We start from the raw sequence: 19,967 nt of genomic DNA, 5'->3' as shown, positions 1-19,967 counted from the left end.
CAGAAAACCGGACCATACTTCTAAACAGTTTGATAAATGAACGTTTACCATAAAAAGATCTTGATCTGCGGTTGTTTCGTCACGCTATCATTATCTGGTATAGCACAGCAAAGAACTATCCGTATCAAAGAATTACTATCACTGGTACAATCGCAGCCACAGGTAAAGGCTTCAGAACAGCAGTCCCGGGCAGCGGAATATAATATACGTATGGCCCGGAATTCACTGGTGCCGGAGCTTACCGCGGGGTATCAGGCGGGATATGCTACCTACAACAATATCACAGGCATGAGCTATCCCGGTTTACTTTTACCGATCAGTGGCCCGCCATCCACAGGAAATACCTACGACCCGGTTCCGGGTACGGCTTTAACGGCCCTGGTGAAATGGAACCCGCTCACCTTCGGACAACGCCAGGCTGCGGTAGAAAAGGCTACCGCCCAATATAAACTGGCAGGCAGCTATTACAATGAAGCACTCTTCCGCCAGCAGTACTTAGCCATATACACTTACCTCGATGCCGTATACCTGCAAAAATTATTGTTGAGCTACCAGGCAAATATCGAACGCACACAAGCCGGTTTGCAGCAATCATTGATACTGGCACAACAGGGGTTACGGCCCGGTATTGACACCACACAGTTCCAGTCGGTGCTGGCACAGGCCCGGATGGACCTCCTGACGGCACAACGGCAATACTATGCACAGGTTACAGAGCTCACCCGTCTTGCAGACCTGCCGGGTAAACCGGACGATATTTTACTGGCAGATACTTCGCTGATAAGCCAGTTCCCTTCCGGCGCCGATACCACTACAAACGTTACAGCACATCCTTCTTTCCAATATTATCAAACAAAGAAAGAAGTAAGTGAAGCCGCGCTGAAGGAAGCCGGTCGCGCCTGGCGCCCCAAGCTGGATCTCTGGGCCAATGCCTATGCCCGCGGTTCCGGCGTGGATGCCGCCGGCAACATCAATAAAGCAGATGGCTGGTCGCTTTCCCGGAAAAACTACGGCGCCGGTATCCAATTGAGTTTTCCCATCCTGCAGTTTTCACAGGTAAATCTTCAGAAAAAACAATACCGGTTACTGTTGAAATCTGACGAAGCACAACTGGACCAGGTAACACTGAATCTGCAAAAGCAACAGGAAACAGCACAGTTTAATTACGACCAGAACCTGCTGATTGCACGCCAGGCATTAATACAATCACAGGCCGCGCGGTATGCTTTCGACGGATTGAAACTCAGTTATGAAAGCGGGTTGGTAGACTTTACCCGCCTGATGCAGGGACAATATGAATTGTTGAAAGCAGAAACAGGCGAAGCCGGCGCATTCCTGCAGGCATGGCATGCACTACTGGAGCTGGCTGCCGCAAATGGCAACCTGCATGTTTTTACAGATAAACTGAAATAACGAATCATTCTTTATGAAACTAATCATTTCGGCATTAAGGCATCCCGTCACCATACTGGTAGCTGTTATTGCCATCCTCTTTTTTTCTTTCCTCTCCATCCGCAACGCAAAGGTGGATATATTCCCGCGCCTCGGACTGCCGGTTGTATATGTTGCCCAGCCTTACGGTGGCTTGTCGCCCGAGCAGGTAGAAGGTTTTGTTACTTCTTATTATGAATACCACTTTCTATACATCACCGGTGTTAAATATGTAGAGTCGAAAAGTATACAAGGCGCCGCCCTCATCAAAATAGAATTTAGTGAAGGCACCGATATGAGCCAGGCAATGGCGGAAGTAGTCGGTTATGTGAACAGGGCCAGGGCGTTTATGCCGCCCGGTACCGTGCCGCCGTTTGTTACCCGCTTCGACGCCGGCAGCGTGCCGGTAGGACAACTCGTATTCAGCTCCGACAGCAGATCACTGGGGGAAATATCAGATCTGGCGCTGTTCCGCGTGCGACCTATGTTTTCAACACTGCCGGGCGTATCTGCCCCGCCTCCGTTTGGTGGTAACCAGAAAACAGTGCTGATCACCGTAGATCCGGAAAAACTGCGCGGGCATAACCTTTCACCGGACCAGGTGGTGCAAACCATTGCGAAGTTCAACACCATCTCTCCTGCCGGCAATGTGCGCATCGGCGATACCACTTACATCACCCCGCAAAACAGTGTCATTGAAACCCTGCAGGATTTGCAGAACACACCATTGCAATCCGGCGCAGGACCGGCAATATACGTGAAGGATATTGCCAACGTTACGCTGGGCTCAGATGTCACTACCAGCTATGCACTGGTGAACGGCAAACGCTCTGTTTATATCCCGGTAACAAAACGCGCCGATGCTTCCACCTGGGATGTGGTACAAAGAGTGAAAGCCGCGCTGCCCGACATGCAGGCCGCCATCCCGGAAGATATAAAAGTGACTTATGAATTTGACCAGTCGGGGTACGTGATCAACTCCCTGAAAAGCCTGTTGTTCGAAGGCGGGCTCGGAGCCCTTCTCACCGGCCTGATGGTATGGTTTTTCCTGGGCGACAGGCGCAGTGCACTCATTGTGATCATGACCATCCCGCTGGCATTATTATCCGCGGCTACGCTGTTATACCTCACCGGCCAAACCATCAATATTATGACGCTGGGAGGACTGGCGCTGTCTGTAGGAATACTGGTAGATGAAGCCACCGTGACCATTGAAAATATTCACCGCCACCAGGAACTTGGTAAAAACAAAGCACGCGCCATCGCAGACGCCTGCCGGGAAATAGCCGCGCCAAAACTGCTGATCCTTCTGAGTATCCTCGCAGTATTTGTGCCCTCCCTGTTTATGAATGGTGTGCCCAAAGCCATGTTCCTGCCTTTATCACTGGCCGTTGGTTTTGCTATGATCGCCTCTTTCCTGTTATCGCAAACTTTTGTACCGGTAGCTGCCAACTGGTTACTAAAGGACCATCAAACACAACAGGACACCGGATTTTATTATAAACTGAAGCAAAAATATATCCACGCCGGGCAACGTTTCCATACCGGTTTCGGATGGCTCACCACTTTGTTTCTTGCCATATCATTGCTGCTCGTAGTGCTGTTGTTTTCTTTTACCGGCACAGAACTGTTCCCGCAAACCGACAGCGGCCAAACACAAATTCGTTTACGCTTACCCGTAGGTACCCGCTTTGAACGGACGGAAGACGCCACCAGGAAACTGCTGCATCTATCAGACAGCATTGCCGGCAAAGGCAACACCGACATCACTTCCGCCTTTATTGGCACGCAACCATCCAGCTTCCCGGTAAACTATATCCACCTGTGGACCGGTGGCCCGCATGAATCAGTAACAAAAATAAAGCTGAAGAAAGATGTGATTCCGATAGCTGTTTTCAGAGAGAAATTACGCGCCGCTGTTGCCAAAGAAATTCCAACAGCCACAGTTTCTTTTGAACCGGGCGACATCGTGGAACAGGTGCTGAACCTCGGCAGCACTAACCCCATAGAAATAGCCGTGGTAAACCGCAACCTCGCAGAAGGCCGCAAAACAGCTCAGCAACTGGTACAACAACTGAAGGCCATTCCTTCGTTACGTGATCTGCAGATTGCCACACCGTTGGACTACCCCGCCATCAGGCTGGAGGTAGACCGCGTAAAAGCTGGTCAGCTTGGCATTTCCGGCGAACAGGCCGCCCGCTCCATCGTAACCGCTACTTCTTCCAGCCGTTTTACCTCGCCTAATTACTGGCTCGATAAAACAACCGGAACCGCTTACCAGGTACAGGTGCAATACCCCGAATACCGGATGAACAGCACCGCGCAGCTGGAAGCTGTTCCCGTATCAGGTGGCATTGGCAACACGCATTATCTCAGTGAAATAGCCACGTGGAAACGCACGGTTGTTGCCGGTGAATATGACCGTCTTAACCAGCAACGCTACATCACCATCACCGCAAACATTCAGCGGCAGGATGCCGGAACTGTTTTCAATAAAGTAAACAACATTATTTCCGGCATGGGTAAACTACCCAATGGCGCAAAGATCCTGCTGCGCGGACAACCACAGCTGTTACAGCAAACGCTGACCAGCCTGCAGTTTGGATTACTGATCGCTATCATCGTGATCTTCCTGCTGATGACGGTTTACTTTCAGTCGTTCCGTGTGGCACTGGCTACCTTGTCCATTATCCCCGCAGTGATAGCGGGTTCCCTGCTGTTCCTTTTTATTACCGGCAACACGTTGAATATCCAGTCGTATATGGGCGCCATTATGGCTGTTGGCGTAGCCATTGCAAACGCAGTACTGTTCATCACCAGCGCAGAGTATAACCGGAAAGAAGAGATTCCATCAGGGCATCTCCGCGCGGCGGAAACACGCCTCCGTCCTATCCTGATGACGAGTGCCGCTATGATAGCCGGCATGATCCCAATGGCAGCGGGCCTTTCTGAAGGGGGCGATCAAACCGCACCGTTAGGCATTGCGGTAATTGGCGGTCTTTTGTTTTCAGCCATCAGCGTACTGTTTTTCCTGCCACCAGTATATCAGCTGATCATTGGAAGAAGGAAATTTGTAGCTGTTTCTTTAGATCCGGATGATGTAAACAGTATTCATCACGACAAACAATCTTAAAAAATAAATTTAATCATATGCGATCCATCGCGTTTATAAGTTTGGTTATAACATTGGCAGCCTGCGGCAATGCACCGAAGCAACCGGAGCATAAAAATGACAGCCCTGCGCCAGATAGCGTGCCGGTATTCATTTTGAAGCAGGACACTGTTAAGAAAACAATAGAGTTACCGGCAGAACTCATCCCCTATGAAACCGCAGAACTGTTTGCCAAAGTACAGGGTTTTGTGCGCAGCATGAAAGTGGACCTGGGCGATCGTGTAAAAAAAGGACAAACACTGGCCGTAATTGAAGCACCGGAAATTAACAGCCGGCTGGCGGAATCTGAAGCTACATTGCAATCGGCCAAAGCGAAATGGGCTTCCAGCAGGGATCATTATGAACGTCTTTACAGGGCGTCGCAGGCGAAAACACCGGGCATCGTTGCCCCGGTTGACCTGGAGCGCAGCCGCAATGTAATGTTGGCCGACAGCTCTACTTATATAGCTGCGAGCAAACAATCACAATCCTATAAGGCAGTTTCCGGCTACCTGTATATCACCGCTCCTTTCGACGGCGTAGTTACTGCGCGTAAAGCAGATCCCGGTGCGCTTGTAGGCACCAACGCCATGTTGCTTACCGTTCAGAATAACCGCACGCTGCGTCTTCGTGCAGCCGTTCCCGAGATATATACGGCGGCGGCAAGTCCTTCAAAAAATATCGACTTCCGCGTAGATGCCTACCCTACCCAACGCTTTAAAGCCACGCTCACCCGTAAGTCTGAAACTATCGACCCCGGCACCCGCACAGAGTTGTGGGAGTTCCAGGTAGATAACAGCGATCACTTACTCAAGGCAGGCGCCTTTGCGTATGTAAAGCTGCCGCTGGAACGTGGCACTACCTCGTTCATTGTACCGTTTGCAGCCGTAGCCACTACGCAGGAAAGGAAGTTTGTGATAAGAGTGCACCAGGGTCAGGCAGAGTGGGTAGATGTGCGCCAGGGCATAACGGTAGACGCAGGCATTGAAATATTCGGCAACCTTTCTGCCGGTGATACCTTGCTGAAAAAAGCAACCGATGAAAGAAAACCCGGCAGCACCGGTACCTGGATATTGAAATAATAATATAATAAATAATAAAGAGATGCCCGTCACATAGAACCTGCGACGGGCATCTTTTATCCGGGCTATCTTTCCAGGATTAATACAAGCAATAACAAAACTGCTATCAGGAAACACAGTGGTGAAAACAGCTTTGTATCCATCCGGGCAAATTTTGTAGATCTTATCTTTTTAAAAAAACCTACATATTTAAAATCGCCCGCGGCACGAAGTAAAAATGCAGCTAACATCGCCATTATTCCGTACCTCACCCATTGCGCCGGTATCCAGCAAGGCAGCCAGCCAATATACTGCCACAATAACCAGGTGGCAAATATAAAAGCAGCAAACACTACCAAACAGGCACGCATATCCGGGTGCAGCATTTTATCGCCGGCAGGATTCGTTGGAATAACTGCCTCTCCACCCCAGGTGCCGCCAAAGCCCCAGTAGAAATGAATACCTCCTAAAAACAGGAACACCATGCTTAATACAGCAACAATAATATAACTCATCGCTGCAAAGGTACTGACGAACTACGAATGATAAACCGCCTGCGCTGAATGGTGTACCGGCAATACTCCCAGGTATCTCAGGTAACGGTCCAGCAATGCTTTGTCAAACACGGGTTCTTCAATACCGCTGCCTTCCAGGAAAGTAGCCACATGGGTGTTATCCCAAACGTAGGTATCCTGGTACAACTCAACGGTAGACAGTCCTTCGTGCATATTGTCCTTGAACAAACTGGTGAGTGCATACAACCTGTTGGCGGGATCATCTTCCCAGATCTTTCTCCATTCTTTATACGGCAGGCCGCGCAGATCAAAAGAATAATACTTATTCAACAAGTCAAAAAACTGCAGCAACGTAAGGTTTGTTTCCGGGCTGGCAATCAGGTTAAATTTAAGACCCAGGGCCGTCTCCTTTTTTGAAATATAAGCGATGGCTTTTGTCATGTAATCTACCGTAATCAATCCTTCCCTTAACTCCCTTAATGCGGGGTATGCGTTGAACTCGATACAGTTTTTCACCAATCCTGCCCACCACTGGTAAGGTGCGCTCGCGCCGGTTTCACTGTTACACATGGCATAGCCAAGCCGGTAGGTAATTACCGGCAATCCTTGTGCTGCCGCGAGGTCGGCGATGCCTTCCATTACCCATTTACTTCTTACATAGCCGATATCCTTACTCACCGCCAGCAGGTTCTGGCCGATATCATCTGTTTCCTTCATTACGGTTTTATGCGTGAATACATGCCCCCAGCTATACACCGAAATAGTGGACAGCAACACCAGGCATTTTGTTTTGCCGGCGGCAGCAAAGGCTACAATTTCCCTGAGCCCTTCCACGTTGGCGGACTTCATATAAGAGTACGGCTCAATAAAATTGACGGAGCTACCGGAATGATAAATAACATCGATGGTATCCGCCAGTTCTTTAAACCCTGCTTCCGTTAACCCCATGTCCGGTTTGGAAAAATCCCCTGTTACCGGTACTATGCGCTGGCGCAGCGATTCATCGATGTGGATGTTAAAGTTGTTCAGGCAGCCGTTGATCCGTTCCATCGCATAATATTCATTACTGGCCCTGATGAGGCAGTATACGGTGGCGTTGGAAGCCAGCAGCAAATCTTTCAGCAGGTGAATGCCTACAAAACCGGTTACACCGGTGAGCAGTACGGCTTCGGGGTTTTGCAGCCTGGCAGCATCAAAATCGCGGCGGATAACGGTTCCTGGTTTCAGGTATACATCCTGCTGCAACGCTACATAAGGTTCCACATCTTCTTCCATCACAATAGTATCTGCCTGGGCCCGGCGCGCTTCCAGGGTTTGCGCCAGGTCTTTCAGCACCGGGAACTGGTATACATCTCTCATATATACTTTTAACGACAACGTTCTCCCCAATGCCGTAACTACCGGCGCCACACGAACAGAGTTACCTCCTATATCAAAGAAGTTGTCGGAGTTATTGATCGCTTTCCGGCCCAATACACTTTCCCAGATGGCCGCAATGGTTGTTTCCATTGCTGTTACCGGCGGTTCATACACGGCGCTGTCTTCTTCGTATACAGCGGCCAGCTGCGACAACCTTGCCTGGTCTGTTTTTCCATTTGAGGTTACCGGTAATTTATCCAGGAAGATAAATTGCGAAGGTATCATATAACCCGGTAGTGAATCTTTCAGCGTTGCCCTGATGGAGGCGATCTCCGGCTCTTCCGCCTCCCAGTTCTTCACCAGGAAAGCGACGATATACTTATTATGGTTTTCATCCTCGCGGGTAATAACGGCCGCGTCTTTGATACCATCAACAGGCAGCAATGCTTTTTCTATTTCCTCCAGTTCTATCCTGAAGCCGCGGATCTTCACCTGGTTATCTGCCCTTCCTGAAAAAGTTAATTCACCGGAAGGCAGTATGGAGGCGAGATCACCGGTTTTGTACAGGCGGGCGCCTGGTACAAACGGATGATCAATAAAAGAGGCAGCCGTTTGTGCAGGTCTGTTCCAGTATCCCTGTGCCAGTCCTTCTCCACCGAGGTACAGTTCACCGGTACCGCCGGCGGGAACGGGTTGCAGGTGCTGGTTTAAAATATACGCCTGGGTATTGGCAACGGGTTGTCCGATAGACGATACATATTCCCCGTTTTCATCGTGCACTACCCTGCAGGTAGCAAAAATGCTGTACTCAGTAGGCCCGTAGTAATCTACCAGTTGATAACCCAATCCGTGTGTAAGCACCGGCTTCAGTTTTTCGCCGCCGGTAAACAGGTAGCGCAGGTGAAGATGCGGAGCCGTGCGACTAAGTGTTACCAGTTCAGGCGCCAGCACCGTTGGCACAAACGCATGTGTGATCCCGTTCCTGGTATAGAACTGCAACAACGCCGCTGCATCCGTTCTTTCTTCATTGGTGGCTATCACCAATGTGGCGCCGGAAGTAAGTGCGGTCCATATCTCCCAAACAGAAATATCAAAAGCAATTCCCGCTACCAGGGTAACCCGGTCGTTCGCGGTTACCTCAAACCGTTGCCTGTGCCATGATACCAGGTGTTGCAAAGACCGGTGCGCCACTATTACGCCTTTAGGCGTTCCGGTGGAACCGGAGGTATAGATGATATAGGCCCGGTCGTTTGCGGTTACCGGCACATCCGGCGTGGTAGCGGACCATTTATCAAGACTATCCACATTATCCAGTATCACATAGTTGTACTTACCTGCATCCGGTAAGGTATGTTTACTGGTAGTAACCACGCAGCTGGTCCCGGTGTCTTCCAGGATCACCTGGATTCTTTTTAACGGATACGAAGGATCAATGGGAACATACGCTGCGCCTGTTTTTAAGATCCCCATTACCGCTACCAGCCATTCAATGGACCTGTCTATCCATACCGGTATAATGTCGCCGGGCTTTACGCCCTGCTCCAGCAGGTAATGCGCCATCTGGTTGGATCGCCTGTTCAGGGTGTCGTAGGTGATAGCGTCTGATTTGAATACAACCGCAGTGCGATCCGGGCTGAGTGCCGCCTGCTGATTGAAAAGAGCAATAACAGTGGCAGATGGGTCATAATGCCATTGCTCTCCCTGTAACATAAAATGCCCTGGATTTTCATACGCGTGGGTTTGCTCCACGGTAGCGTGTTTGGGTTTCATAGAATAATAATTAAAATTAAAGAAAAGGGACTATAGCTTCCCTGGGTTAAAGGTTTTCAATAAAAAAATCGCGGTGTTATTAATTTGTTTTGATATGGTTATTTCGTGATATATGGTTATTTCGTGCAGGGGCAAAACTATCTTGTTCCACTGCTATATTTCTACAGTGGGAATAAATTCCGGTTAAAAAAAAGCGGATGGTAAATCCATCCGCCTTCTAAAGAATATTCAGCTGCTCATGACTGCCTTATGCCCAAATCTTCGCTCCTGGAGCCGGTCGTACTCTTTCACATAATCCGGGTGTTCGGTTCCCATTGTTCTGTCCCACACCCGGAAATACAATCCATAGTTTCCCCTGAACTTTTTGTGGTGCAGGTTGTGATGAACAGATGTATTGAATACTTCAAACATCCACGTATAGCGAAACCCGCGTGGCATCAGTTCATAACCCAGGTGGCCATACACATTAATAATAAATCCCGATATCGTGAACAACAGTACCGTAAGCGGGTGCATAGGCATCACACATGTAATAACCACCAGCACCCCTCCTTCCGCCACCGCTTCCAGGACATGAAAGCTGTAGGAAGTCCAGGGAGAAGGATTGATACTCTGGTGATGCACCAGGTGTGTACGTTTAAATAACTGCTTATGATGCAACAGGCGATGCATCCAGTAAAAATAAGTATCGTGTATCACAAGACTCAACACCAGGCTCACACCTATGTACCACACCGGGAAATCATGAATATCATTATAGATCATAGTATACTGCCGTACCGGCGTTACCAGCAGCACAACAGAAATCCCGGTGAACACCAGCGTGCTTTGCATGGAATACCAGATCTCCCGGAGAAAATCTTTCTTCGACGCCAGCTTCTGCTGGATTTTAAAATGTTTAAACCTGGCTGGCAACAGCAGGTAAAATAAAATGAAAGGAATACCCGCCAACAGGAAATACCGGAGGGCAGACACGCTAAAGATCTTAACTGTAGCTTCAATGATCGGTTCCATAACCCTGAGAAATTTATCTCCCAAAATTAGAATACCGGTACGGCAGATGCAGTTAACAAAAGATAATTTCGCAGATTAACAAAGGATAATTTATCCCTTGCCCTTGTCAAGCATCCGCTTGCGGATACGGCTTAGCGACACAGGCGTAATGCCCAGCATGGAAGCAATATATTTATCGGGCACCCGGTTCACCAGGTCGAAACGCTCTGCCAGCAGGTTGCGGTACCGCTCTTCCGGCGACAACGTTACAAAGGATTCCATGATATTTAATGATTCCGATAACATGCGCATCAGGAAAAAGTTGCGCAGCGGTTCATACTCCGGGTGCGTTTTCAGCACTTCTTCCAGTACATCGTAATCTATTTCCAGTAATGTGGTGGGCTCCAGCGCGCGGTAAATAAAGCGTGACGGCCGCCGGTGAATGATGGTATCGTGAGAAGCGATGAATTGCTTTTCCCAACGCAGAAACAAGGTGGCTTCATCCCCATTACTTTTAATAATATACGCCCGCATGATGCCTTGTTCAATGAAAGCAAGACGGCGTTCAGTATCACCCTCACGGATATACGTTTCATTGGCCGCCAGTTTTGCCTGCCGCGTCATGGCAAATAATGGCGCCGTGTCGGCCGGAAGTATACCGGCCAGATCAAATAGCAGTTGCTGTAAAGTGGTGATGGATGCACTCATATGATTCGTCAGAGTGCTAATGTAAGGTTATTTCTCAATTAACCCGTCCATCACAACTGAGCGGCCTTCATTTTGGTGAGTTGCGCCAGCGTATAAGCGGCAACCGCCATTACAAGATCCCATTTAAAAAAAGGTTACAAAAAAACAGGGGAAATTTCCTGTAACCTTTTTACTGTTATGGCATCTAATTAACATGGCAGCACAAAATAAATTCACAGACATGAACTTTCCGAATAAAGAAAAAACCATGATCTCCTCATGCTTATTCCGTAAAGAAGCGCTTCGGATATAGCAGCATGGCCCGCAGCCGGGTAACGGTGTGCATGAATAAAATCCGGGGAACCATATGTCTAAATGAACCCCCATTTTGTCCAACTCGCCCTAAAACCCATTCCCGTTGTTTGGTTTGCCGGCTACTTTTGTTTCTCCTGGGAGCACAAAAGCATCTGCAGGAAAGCATGATGGAACCGACAAAAAAATTTAACCGCAGACATTTTTTAAGCGCAGCTGCCTTAACCTTTGCAGCCACCAAACTCTCCCCCCTGCAGGCATTGGCCGCTACAGGACGCAGTGATAAAAAAGGCTACCAGACTCCTGTATCTTTCCGGGAAATCAAACAGATCAGGGCCGGATTACTCGATGTTGGCTATGCCGAAGCCGGCCCCGCAAACGGCCAGCCCGTTATCCTCCTGCATGGATGGCCTTATGACATTCACAGCTACGCAAAAGTATCCGCTATACTGGCTGCTGAAGGTTACCGGGTAATCGTGCCTCATTTACGCGGTCATGGCACCACGAAGTTCCTGTCTGCCGAAACCTTCAGAAACGGGCAACAGGCGGCGGTAGCAAGTGATATCCTTTCGCTGATGGATGCACTTCATATAGAAAAGGCCATCCTGGGCGGGTTCGACTGGGGAGCACGCACCGCCAACATCATCGCGGCACTATGGCCGGAACGTTGCCAAGCAATGGTTTCGGTTAATGGCTATCTTATTAATAACCTGGAAAAAAACAAACAACCCTTGCCACCAAAAGCAGAATGGGGATGGTGGTATCAGTATTATTTTGCTACCGAGCGTGGTAAACTGGGTTATACCGCCAATTGGCACGACTTCAACAAACTGATCTGGAAAAATGTTTCTCCGAAATGGGATTTTGATGATACCACTTATAACCTGTCCGCAGCTTCGTTTAATAACCCGGACTATGTTTCTATTGTGCTCCACAACTACCGCTGGCGGCTGGGTATAGAGCCCGGTGAGCAACAATACGATGCCATTGAAAAGCAACTGGCCGCAGCGCCTGTCATTGCTGTTCCGTCGGTTACTTTGGATGGCGACTCAGACGGCGTGGTTCCCGCCGGTGATGGCTCTGCATATGCCCGCATGTTTACAGGCAAGCATGTACACCGTATCATCAAAGGCGCGGGCCATAACCTTCCGCAGGAAGCGCCGGAAGCGTTTTCGAAGGCCATTATGGAAGCGAATAGTTATTAATTCTCAGTAAAAAATAATTTATGAAATTAGCTGCCCTAAAAAAGAAACCAGTCCTGTTAATAGCCCTGTTTGTTGTAATGTTAACCGGCATACAATTCATCGGTCAGCCGGTTCAAAACCAGCCGGCAACAGCGCCTATAAAAGCGCCGGATGAAGTACTGGCAATTCTTCAACGTGCCTGTTACGATTGCCATTCCAATGAAACAAAGCTCAGCTGGTATGACCACATTGCACCGGTTTCATGGCTGGTATCCGCAGATGTTACAACGGCGAGATCCCGGTTTAATTTGTCGACCTGGGATACACTCTCCCCTGCCGACCAACAAGGACACCTGTGGGAAATGGTGAATATGGTGCTCACAGGAAAAATGCCGTTGGCTACTTATGCCGCCACGCATCCCCGTTCCAGGCTTTCTGCAAAGGATATCTCTGTTTTAAAAGAGTATGTGACGAACACCAGTCCTTCAACCTACCACGATACTACCGTTATAAATGAAGCCGCAAAGGAGTTCCGGCAATTTCAACAACAGTCCCTCCCCGCAGCCGGAAACCCTGTTGCAGCGAATGGCGTGGCGTATATACCCGGCTACCGCGAGTGGCAGGTGATCAGTACCACCAACCGGTTCGACAACCACAGTATACGGGTAGTATATGGCAACGCCATTGCAGCAAAAGCCCTCAGAGAAAATCAGATCAACCCTTTTCCCGAAGGCAGTACCATTATAAAAGTAGTGTGGAACAGCATTGAAGAAAGGAATGGCGACATCACTCCCGGTTCTTTAAACAGCGTACAGATCATGACTAAAAACAACAAGCGCTTCGCGGATAATAAAGGATGGGGCTTTGCAAAATTCAACGGCACGGCGCTCAAACCCCAGGGTGCCACGCCCATGTTTAATACCACCTGTTTCAATTGCCATAAAATAGCCAGCGGAAATGATTATGTATTCAACCTGCCGTTGGCTGATAAAGAAAATAAGCGGGAGATGTTTGACGCCGGAAACCTGCACGTGATCACATCGTTTGCCAACAGGCAGCAACAAAGCATGTCTGTGTTGTATGGTAACACCTCCGCGCAGCAAAGTGCGCTTACCGGTTATAAAACACATGTTCCCGGCGAAATATTCCGGCTCGTTACTTATAAACAGGCCGATAATAAATACTGGTTTGGCAGTTATATCAATGGCGAAGTGCAAAGCATTGAAACGGTGTCCACCGCCTCTGATGCAGGCGTAGCAGATAAACTGACCTATAAGCTGGAACGCGGCCAGTGGCCAACCGGTAGCGATGGTGATAAAGTAAGTCCGGCTGCCAGGATCAGCGCTATATTTTCTCACAAACCATCTGTTTTTCCCTGATACTTTAACTTTTCCTGATGATAAATTAAAAATCAATATTTTTATTGCCATTAGATTGACTTCCAACAGATGAAAAAACCAGGGTTTAAAATATCTCAGGCAACCATATGGGTCAGCTCCATTGTTCTCGGGCTGTTGTCTTCCGTGCCACAAATTGCCGAGCATCATTTTCATTTGGCGGAAGCAGCTGTTAATGCCGGTATTACAGCCACCTTCGCTGTGCTGATGTGGTACTTTAATATTTTCATGTTGTCCCGGCAGGATGATAGCCCGCGAAAGCAGAGCATTTCGTATTCAAAACTGATAAGCAGCCTGTTATTTGGCCTGGTAGTGATGCTGGGCCTTGCCTGCATCCAGCAGCTGATCCTGTCGCACATCAATTTTGGACCGGTTATGCTGATGGTGGAAGTAAGAGGTATCCTGATTAACCTGGTCTTTTATATGTTCCTGCACCTGCTGCAGCAGAATTATGAAAACCAGCATGTAACGATGGAACTGGAACGTATCAAAAGCGATAACCTCAGCGCGCAGTATGAACTACTGAAGCAGCAGGTGAATCCGCACTTCCTGTTCAACAGCCTGAATACCCTGAAGGCGATGGTGGAAAGCGGCGAGGAGGAAGCAGTCGACTTCATCATCAAGCTATCCAATTTCTATAGGTTTACGCTCGAGAGCCGCAAACTGGACCTGATTCATGTCAGTGAAGAAATGGACATTCTCAATGCTTATCTTTTTCTTCAGAAAGCAAGGTTTGAGGATGGTTTTACTTTTGAGAATACGCTTAGTCCCAACACGCTGAAAACGCTTATTCCTCCTTTTACACTGCAGCTGCTCGTTGAAAATTGCATCAAACATAATATCGTTTCCCTGGAAAAGCCTTTACATATCAGGTTATATGAAGAAGATGACCGGATGGTGGTAGAGAACCAGGTGCAACAGAAAAAGGGAGAACAAAATTCACTGGGTGTGGGTCTTAAAAATATTGACCTGAGATACCAGCATCTGCTGAACCGGCATATTGATATTATTGGCAACGAAAAAGTTTTTCAAATCAAACTTCCGCTTATTCATGAACATCATCATCGTTGAAGACGAACTTAAAACAGCCAAGTCACTCGCAAATATGATACTGGGATTAAAACCCAACGCTAAAATTACGGGGCAGTACCAAAGCGTGGCAGGTTCCGTCAGCGCGCTGTCTGAAGGCACCATGCCCGATTTGATCTTTATGGATATCCAGCTTGCCGACGGACTTTGCTTTGAAATATTTAAATCGGTAAAGATCACCTGCCCGGTGATCTTTTGCACGGCTTATGATGAATATACTCTCGATGCTTTTAAAAATAATGGGGTGGATTATGTGCTGAAGCCTTTTTCCAAACAGGATATACAGGAAGCATTAAGAAAGGTGGATGAACTGAAAAATTTCTTTCAGCAGAAAACAATTCCTGATCTTGGCGACCTGCTTTCAAAATTAACTCCTTCCAGCGGCAAAACCAGTTTCCTCATCTTTCAAAACCAGAAGTACAGAACTATAAATGTGGAAGACATTGCCTTCTTCTATATACGCCATGATGCCACCTGGATTATGTGTTTTGACAAGCAGCAGTATGTGATCAGCCAGTCGCTTGATCAGATAACCCAGTCGGTGTCTTCCCTGCAGTTTTTCCGGCTTAACCGCCAGTACCTCATTAATTTCAAGGCCATCAAAGAAGTGGAACCTTATTTTCTCCGTAAACTATACGTCAGGCTGGTGATTGAAACACCTGACAAACTGCTTGTAAATAAAGAAAAATCCCATAGCTTTCTTAGCTGGATGGAAGAGCGTTAGCGTTATTTTCTCCCGGTTGAAAGCTGAAAATGTCTACCTCGCAGCTTTTTAGCTTATTGCTGCCGTAGCCGGCCGGTACTTTTGAATAAATAAAAATTCAAAAGATGAAACTAATCATGATCCCCGCAATTGCACTCACATTATTTTCAGCGGTATTTGCAAGCCAACGCACCGCTTCAGAGCAACCCGTTCATACCGGTAACGGCTTTGCCGTGCTGGAATTGTTTACCTCGGAGGGATGCTCCAGTTGCCCACCCGCCGATGCGTTGCTGGCCCGTATCCAACAGGAAGCCGGGAATAAACCCATTTATATCCTGGCGTATCATGTGGACTACTGGAACCGGCTTGGCTGGAAAGATATCTTCAGCGATCCCCGGTATTCAAAGCGCCAGTATCAATACAGTCAGCAGTTAAACAGCCAGGTATATACCCCCCAGCTGGTGATCAATGGTACATCATCCTGCATAGGATCAGACGAAGCTGCTGTAACTAATGCGATGGCAAATGCACTGGCCAGTCCCGCTGAAGAAACCCTGAACATCAAGGCGCAGCTGCAATCCGGCAAAGCTGCGCTTACCTATAACGTTACGGGCGATGCCGGCAACAGCCGCCTGCTGGTAGCCGTAGTGCAAAAACATGCAGTCAGTAAAGTAACGAAGGGAGAAAACGAAGGACGCATGCTTTCACATGTTCAGATTGTGCGCGATCTCCGCACGTTTGACCTGGGAGCCGGTAGCGCGCAGATCAGTTTACCCTCCGGCTTTAATACACAGGAGTGGGAACTGATCGGTATGATCCAGGATTCCGGCACAGGCGTTATCAAAGCGGCCACACGGGTTTCCTTGTAATACGGCACTACCTAAAAAAGCAATGCCCGGAAATATATTCCGGGCATTGCTTTTTTTGATAGTAGCTTATCTCTTTTACAACTCATGACGCTATGCAAACGCTGCATTTAAGCCCGGATACAGCTTCCGGAACATCGCGTAAGTTACGCTGACCATAATAAACGCCACAACAGCGTCGATGGTGGCCGGTAAGCCGAGTACGCTCAGTTTTGAGGCAAAGGCAAAAATGATATCGAAGAAAATACCGGCGAACACCCACTCTTTTAACCGGAGCAGTTTACCCGGCGTTAAAAGAACCGCCACACCGGAGAGCTTGAAAACACCAAGCAGGTAAATAAAATGCGAAGGATAGCCCAGTTGCTGCGTTATTCCCCATACAACCGGGTTGCCGGTGATTTCAAAAAAACCGCTTGCGCCAAACCACAGGGAAGTAAGTACGGTTCCTATCCAATAAATTGTTGTTACTGTTTTCTGTGTCATAATCTTTTGGGTTTATGTTATTGATGACACAAAATTGTTGCAGGCAGCGGGAATAGTCCAGGTATTTTGGCGTGAAGCGGACAAATGGAGAGGCTGGTTAGACAATACACGGTGCGGGCGTTACTTCACTTTCCTGTAAGTGTTTCCTCTCCAGAATAAGCCATTGCTTTCAATGCCTATTACCTCTCCCCCTATATCCATTGCTTCATAAAAGCACTGATTAAAGTTTTTAACGGTAATTGTAAAGAGATTGGAACGGCTGTTCCGGGGCCTGTAGTCTTCGAATACGTTAAAATAAATCCGGTGGTACGATTTCGTACCGTAATCACTACCTGGCGCAATATTACGTATCACCAAACCAAAAGTTACATCCCCCCATGATTTTTTGGATATGGCAAATTCCGGTTTACCGGCTTCAATAAATTGCCCGGTTAATGGAGAGGTAATGATGGAGAATTTAAAGTTACTATAGTTCAGCGCATCTTCTTCAGGCAATATAATTTTAAAATAAACGGAATCCCCCGATGACGTTTCAGCTTCCTCTATTGCGTAATCGATCTTATTAAAATCATTGCTATTCTTTAATATAACAAATCCTGCCCGTTGCTCCCAAAAGCCTTTAGCCAGGGTATCACAAAGCGGAACGATCACATCGGATTTCTGCACCTGGTTTCTGATACAGAGAAATGTTTTGTTATCATTTAAGAATAGCAACTCTTTTCCATTTACCTTCTGATAGCGGCCGGATATGAGTGTAGGATTCTTTACACGCTGTCCGGTAGAGGATAAGCAAAGAAGGAATAAAAACGTACTTAGAAAGATTTTGTTAATATATGGGTGATCCATTGTATAAACTCTATCCCGTTATACTTCTAATAATGCGTCTACTCCAACAGTAGTTTTGCTAATGGTCAAATTTACAATTCGTAGCCGGACTTAGAACCGTCATTTTGTAAAGTGTATTCTTAATGTCAAAATACTTGTCATAACGACCTTTATAATCAAACGCTGAATCTTTACTTATTTCAATAAACTCTGATTTCCTTCCTTTATTGGGGAAAATGGAATTTATCCTATAGTAGCTGGTGTATTCAATAGGTATTGAATCTTGTGTTATTTGAATTAAGTTAAGAGTATATGTGTTGCCAACTTCTATATTACAACTATAAAAAATGCCATTATCAAAGATTTCTTTCTTGTCAAAGTTGAAAGGAAGCTTCTGGTTTATAGTAATACTATCATTCCCTTTTCTAAAAACCATAGCTTTATTTATAAAACTTTTATTGCACGTTTGTGTATACGAAAAGCGAATATATTCATACTCCACAAGTTTGACCTGCACTTGTGCACTACAAGTTAAGTAGTTGACGAATAGTATAACACATGAAATAATTGTTCTCATTTTACTTTTTTTACGGATTTTAATTCTCCCGTTGGAGTTACGGTTGTTTCTGTCGCATTTATTTTAACACCTCCTAATTCAATTACCTTTGGAACCGATACTGATGTGGCTCCCTGTTGAAATTCATATTGGGCTTTGCCCCCATCATACGAATAGGTTACCCTGCTTTATTTCATAGATAGGTATGTTTATCTGGGGAATTCCTGTATAGTTACCTACGGGGATCTCGCCATATTTACCTAAAGAAGCTGCTGTTGGGCTTGAAGGTATTATGTTCTGTACTTTTTCCTTTTGTACCTGTGCATGAACAGATATCACCACAAACAAAGAGAAGAAAAAAGGGATTTCTTAGAAAAGATCATAAAAGGGATTTTTTATCTAAGGCAATAGGATGTTTCTCCGGTTAACGCTTTTTAACGGATGATTTCAGTTGCTGTATTTCCTGTTCGTGCCGCTTTAACTGCGCATCCTGTTTAAGAATATACAATGTCAGCTCTTCCACCTTCTGCAATAACTTTTTATTCATCTCTCCCAAATCCAGCCCCTCCGCTTTCACCTCTTTTTCCGAAGGCATATCCGGCAAGTGTTTATGCTCCTTAATAAAGGCATTTACTTCAGACAAAGCAGGCAAATCATAACCAGGTGCAAACACAAAGTCGGGCCAGGCGGTATTTGCCTTTACCTTTATCCTGGTAAAAATAGCATCGCCATTCACCGCTAATTTGTATCCCTTCGTATCGGTGGTACCAATGCCTACATTTCCATTGGTGGCGTTCTGAGCGCCGGCCAGGATAATGTCTCCATTCGACTTGAACAACAACGGCGCATAAAACCCCGAACCTTGTCTCACTGCATAAAATTCCAGTGTAGGCCCGGTAACATCTGCACTAAAGTAACCATCCTTTCTTAAAGATGCTTCCCAGAGCACGGGTTTACCGGATGCAATACCCGTTGTCGTTTTAACACTGAATTTTAAATCCATATAAGCATTGGCGTCCCCATCGCTCAAAAAGTTTACGCCTCCCCTCGTGGCGCCCATATCTATCGCCAGCTTGTCTGCACCAGGCGCCATACCTATGCCAATGTTACCATTAGCAGTAAGCGACCCTTTCAGATTCAGGTTGCCATTGCCATCCAGGAACATTAACTGGTCTGTATCGGCTGAATAGTCTATTGCGCCGTTGTCGTGAGCCAACCAGCGGAACCGGAAATTACTGGCCTTTAAACCGGTCAGGCCAAAGTTGATGGAGGCACTACTCTGGTAAATAAAACCAGACCTGAAGTTGGCACTATAGAACCCTGTAGTGATCGTATTGGCATAAGTGTTGGGGAAATTCAATGTACTGAATGTATCTGTTTGGGCTTTCACTGGAAACCATACACATAACAAAACTGAAAAACTGAAGATAACTTTGATCATAGGGATTAAATTATATTATAAAAAAACGTTACAATGGCGGGTATTACATCGCACAGCAACTTCTCGAACAAAACAGTATATGCTAAAAAAAGAAAGTTAGGGATAACTCTTATGGGCAACACATTACTTTTCCAGGTATAGCTA

The 19,967-nt window shown here is 47.0% G+C and carries 15 protein-coding genes; 8 read left to right on the top strand and 7 right to left on the bottom strand.

Annotated elements, in window-relative coordinates:
* The first annotated feature begins 36 nt into the window (after positions 1-36).
* From PV783_RS18025 to PV783_RS18015, 3 genes are read left to right on the top strand one after another with little or no spacing between them, the layout of a single operon-like run.
* A complete protein-coding gene (locus PV783_RS18025; RefSeq protein WP_420989043.1) occupies positions 37-1,413 on the top strand; it encodes a TolC family protein in 1,377 nt (458 codons plus the stop codon).
* A 13-nt stretch (positions 1,414-1,426) separates the two neighbouring features.
* A complete protein-coding gene (locus PV783_RS18020) occupies positions 1,427-4,564 on the top strand; it encodes an efflux RND transporter permease subunit (RefSeq protein WP_420989042.1) in 3,138 nt (1,045 codons plus the stop codon).
* A gap of 17 nt (positions 4,565-4,581) precedes the next feature.
* A complete protein-coding gene (locus PV783_RS18015; RefSeq protein ID WP_363440432.1) occupies positions 4,582-5,664 on the top strand; it encodes an efflux RND transporter periplasmic adaptor subunit in 1,083 nt (360 codons plus the stop codon).
* Positions 5,665-5,729: 65 nt separating this feature from the next.
* Here the strand turns inward: PV783_RS18015 and PV783_RS18010 are convergent, their stop codons facing one another.
* The 4 genes from PV783_RS18010 to PV783_RS17995 all read right to left on the bottom strand — a co-directional run bounded on the left by PV783_RS18010 (position 5,730) and on the right by PV783_RS17995 (position 10,988).
* Complete coding sequence (locus tag PV783_RS18010) at positions 5,730-6,158, bottom strand: DUF3995 domain-containing protein (RefSeq protein WP_420989041.1); 429 nt, start codon at positions 6,156-6,158, stop codon at positions 5,730-5,732.
* A 21-nt stretch (positions 6,159-6,179) separates the two neighbouring features.
* Positions 6,180-9,287: an amino acid adenylation domain-containing protein gene (locus PV783_RS18005; protein ID WP_420989040.1), complete on the bottom strand. Its 3,108-nt coding sequence runs from the start codon at positions 9,285-9,287 to the stop codon at positions 6,180-6,182.
* A gap of 228 nt (positions 9,288-9,515) precedes the next feature.
* Entirely contained in the window at positions 9,516-10,301 is a 786-nt protein-coding gene (locus tag PV783_RS18000) for a sterol desaturase family protein (protein ID WP_420989039.1), read from the bottom strand.
* A 90-nt stretch (positions 10,302-10,391) separates the two neighbouring features.
* Positions 10,392-10,988, bottom strand: coding sequence for a Crp/Fnr family transcriptional regulator (locus PV783_RS17995; RefSeq protein WP_079467670.1), 597 nt, complete (start codon positions 10,986-10,988; stop codon positions 10,392-10,394).
* A 458-nt stretch (positions 10,989-11,446) separates the two neighbouring features.
* Between PV783_RS17995 and PV783_RS17990 the strand changes: the two genes are divergently transcribed.
* From PV783_RS17990 to PV783_RS17970, 5 genes are all read left to right on the top strand, one after another.
* Complete coding sequence (locus tag PV783_RS17990; protein ID WP_420989038.1) at positions 11,447-12,484, top strand: alpha/beta fold hydrolase; 1,038 nt, start codon at positions 11,447-11,449, stop codon at positions 12,482-12,484.
* Between the two features lie 20 nt (positions 12,485-12,504).
* Positions 12,505-13,842: a heme-binding domain-containing protein gene (locus tag PV783_RS17985; protein ID WP_420989037.1), complete on the top strand. Its 1,338-nt coding sequence runs from the start codon at positions 12,505-12,507 to the stop codon at positions 13,840-13,842.
* A 69-nt stretch (positions 13,843-13,911) separates the two neighbouring features.
* Positions 13,912-14,931: a sensor histidine kinase gene (locus PV783_RS17980; RefSeq protein WP_420989036.1), complete on the top strand. Its 1,020-nt coding sequence runs from the start codon at positions 13,912-13,914 to the stop codon at positions 14,929-14,931.
* Positions 14,912-15,673, top strand: a complete 762-nt coding sequence (locus PV783_RS17975) for a LytR/AlgR family response regulator transcription factor (RefSeq protein WP_420989035.1) — start codon at positions 14,912-14,914, stop codon at positions 15,671-15,673. The genes PV783_RS17980 and PV783_RS17975 overlap by 20 nt, the downstream gene beginning before the upstream one ends.
* 104 nt (positions 15,674-15,777) lie before the next feature.
* Entirely contained in the window at positions 15,778-16,521 is a 744-nt protein-coding gene (locus PV783_RS17970; RefSeq protein ID WP_420989034.1) for a DUF1223 domain-containing protein, read from the top strand.
* A 90-nt stretch (positions 16,522-16,611) separates the two neighbouring features.
* Here the strand turns inward: PV783_RS17970 and PV783_RS17965 are convergent, their stop codons facing one another.
* The 3 genes from PV783_RS17965 to PV783_RS17955 all read right to left on the bottom strand — a co-directional run bounded on the left by PV783_RS17965 (position 16,612) and on the right by PV783_RS17955 (position 19,823).
* Positions 16,612-17,001 carry a DoxX family protein gene (locus tag PV783_RS17965; RefSeq protein WP_420989033.1) on the bottom strand — a complete coding sequence of 130 codons (390 nt, stop codon included), beginning with the start codon at positions 16,999-17,001 and terminating at the stop codon, positions 16,612-16,614.
* Positions 17,002-17,121: 120 nt separating this feature from the next.
* Positions 17,122-17,715: a hypothetical protein gene (locus PV783_RS17960; protein ID WP_133256315.1), complete on the bottom strand. Its 594-nt coding sequence runs from the start codon at positions 17,713-17,715 to the stop codon at positions 17,122-17,124.
* Positions 17,716-18,806: 1,091 nt separating this feature from the next.
* Positions 18,807-19,823, bottom strand: a complete 1,017-nt coding sequence (locus PV783_RS17955) for a hypothetical protein (protein WP_420989032.1) — start codon at positions 19,821-19,823, stop codon at positions 18,807-18,809.
* Positions 19,824-19,967 lie beyond the last annotated feature (144 nt).

Source organism: Chitinophaga sp. CC14, assembly GCF_048957795.1.
GTDB classification, from domain to species: domain Bacteria; phylum Bacteroidota; class Bacteroidia; order Chitinophagales; family Chitinophagaceae; genus Chitinophaga; species Chitinophaga ginsengisegetis.
The sequence above is the reverse complement of the archived record's forward strand: the minus strand, read 5'-3'. Positions and strand labels throughout refer to the sequence as shown.

Excerpts from the sequence above, each read along its gene's own strand:
- PV783_RS17970 (WP_420989034.1), top strand. The coding sequence starts at position 15,778 with ATGAAACTAATCATGATCCCCGCAATTGCACTCACATTATTTTCAGCG.
- PV783_RS17965 (WP_420989033.1), bottom strand. The coding sequence starts at position 17,001 with ATGACACAGAAAACAGTAACAACAATTTATTGGATAGGAACCGTACTT.
- PV783_RS17990 (WP_420989038.1), top strand. The coding sequence starts at position 11,447 with ATGATGGAACCGACAAAAAAATTTAACCGCAGACATTTTTTAAGCGCA.
- PV783_RS18005 (WP_420989040.1), bottom strand. The coding sequence starts at position 9,287 with ATGAAACCCAAACACGCTACCGTGGAGCAAACCCACGCGTATGAAAAT.
- PV783_RS18020 (WP_420989042.1), top strand. The coding sequence starts at position 1,427 with ATGAAACTAATCATTTCGGCATTAAGGCATCCCGTCACCATACTGGTA.
- PV783_RS18000 (WP_420989039.1), bottom strand. The coding sequence starts at position 10,301 with ATGGAACCGATCATTGAAGCTACAGTTAAGATCTTTAGCGTGTCTGCC.
- PV783_RS17995 (WP_079467670.1), bottom strand. The coding sequence starts at position 10,988 with ATGAGTGCATCCATCACCACTTTACAGCAACTGCTATTTGATCTGGCC.
- PV783_RS18010 (WP_420989041.1), bottom strand. The coding sequence starts at position 6,158 with ATGAGTTATATTATTGTTGCTGTATTAAGCATGGTGTTCCTGTTTTTA.
- PV783_RS18025 (WP_420989043.1), top strand. The coding sequence starts at position 37 with ATGAACGTTTACCATAAAAAGATCTTGATCTGCGGTTGTTTCGTCACG.
- PV783_RS17985 (WP_420989037.1), top strand. The coding sequence starts at position 12,505 with ATGAAATTAGCTGCCCTAAAAAAGAAACCAGTCCTGTTAATAGCCCTG.
- PV783_RS17975 (WP_420989035.1), top strand. The coding sequence starts at position 14,912 with ATGAACATCATCATCGTTGAAGACGAACTTAAAACAGCCAAGTCACTC.
- PV783_RS17955 (WP_420989032.1), bottom strand. The coding sequence starts at position 19,823 with ATGATCAAAGTTATCTTCAGTTTTTCAGTTTTGTTATGTGTATGGTTT.
- PV783_RS18015 (WP_363440432.1), top strand. The coding sequence starts at position 4,582 with ATGCGATCCATCGCGTTTATAAGTTTGGTTATAACATTGGCAGCCTGC.
- PV783_RS17980 (WP_420989036.1), top strand. The coding sequence starts at position 13,912 with ATGAAAAAACCAGGGTTTAAAATATCTCAGGCAACCATATGGGTCAGC.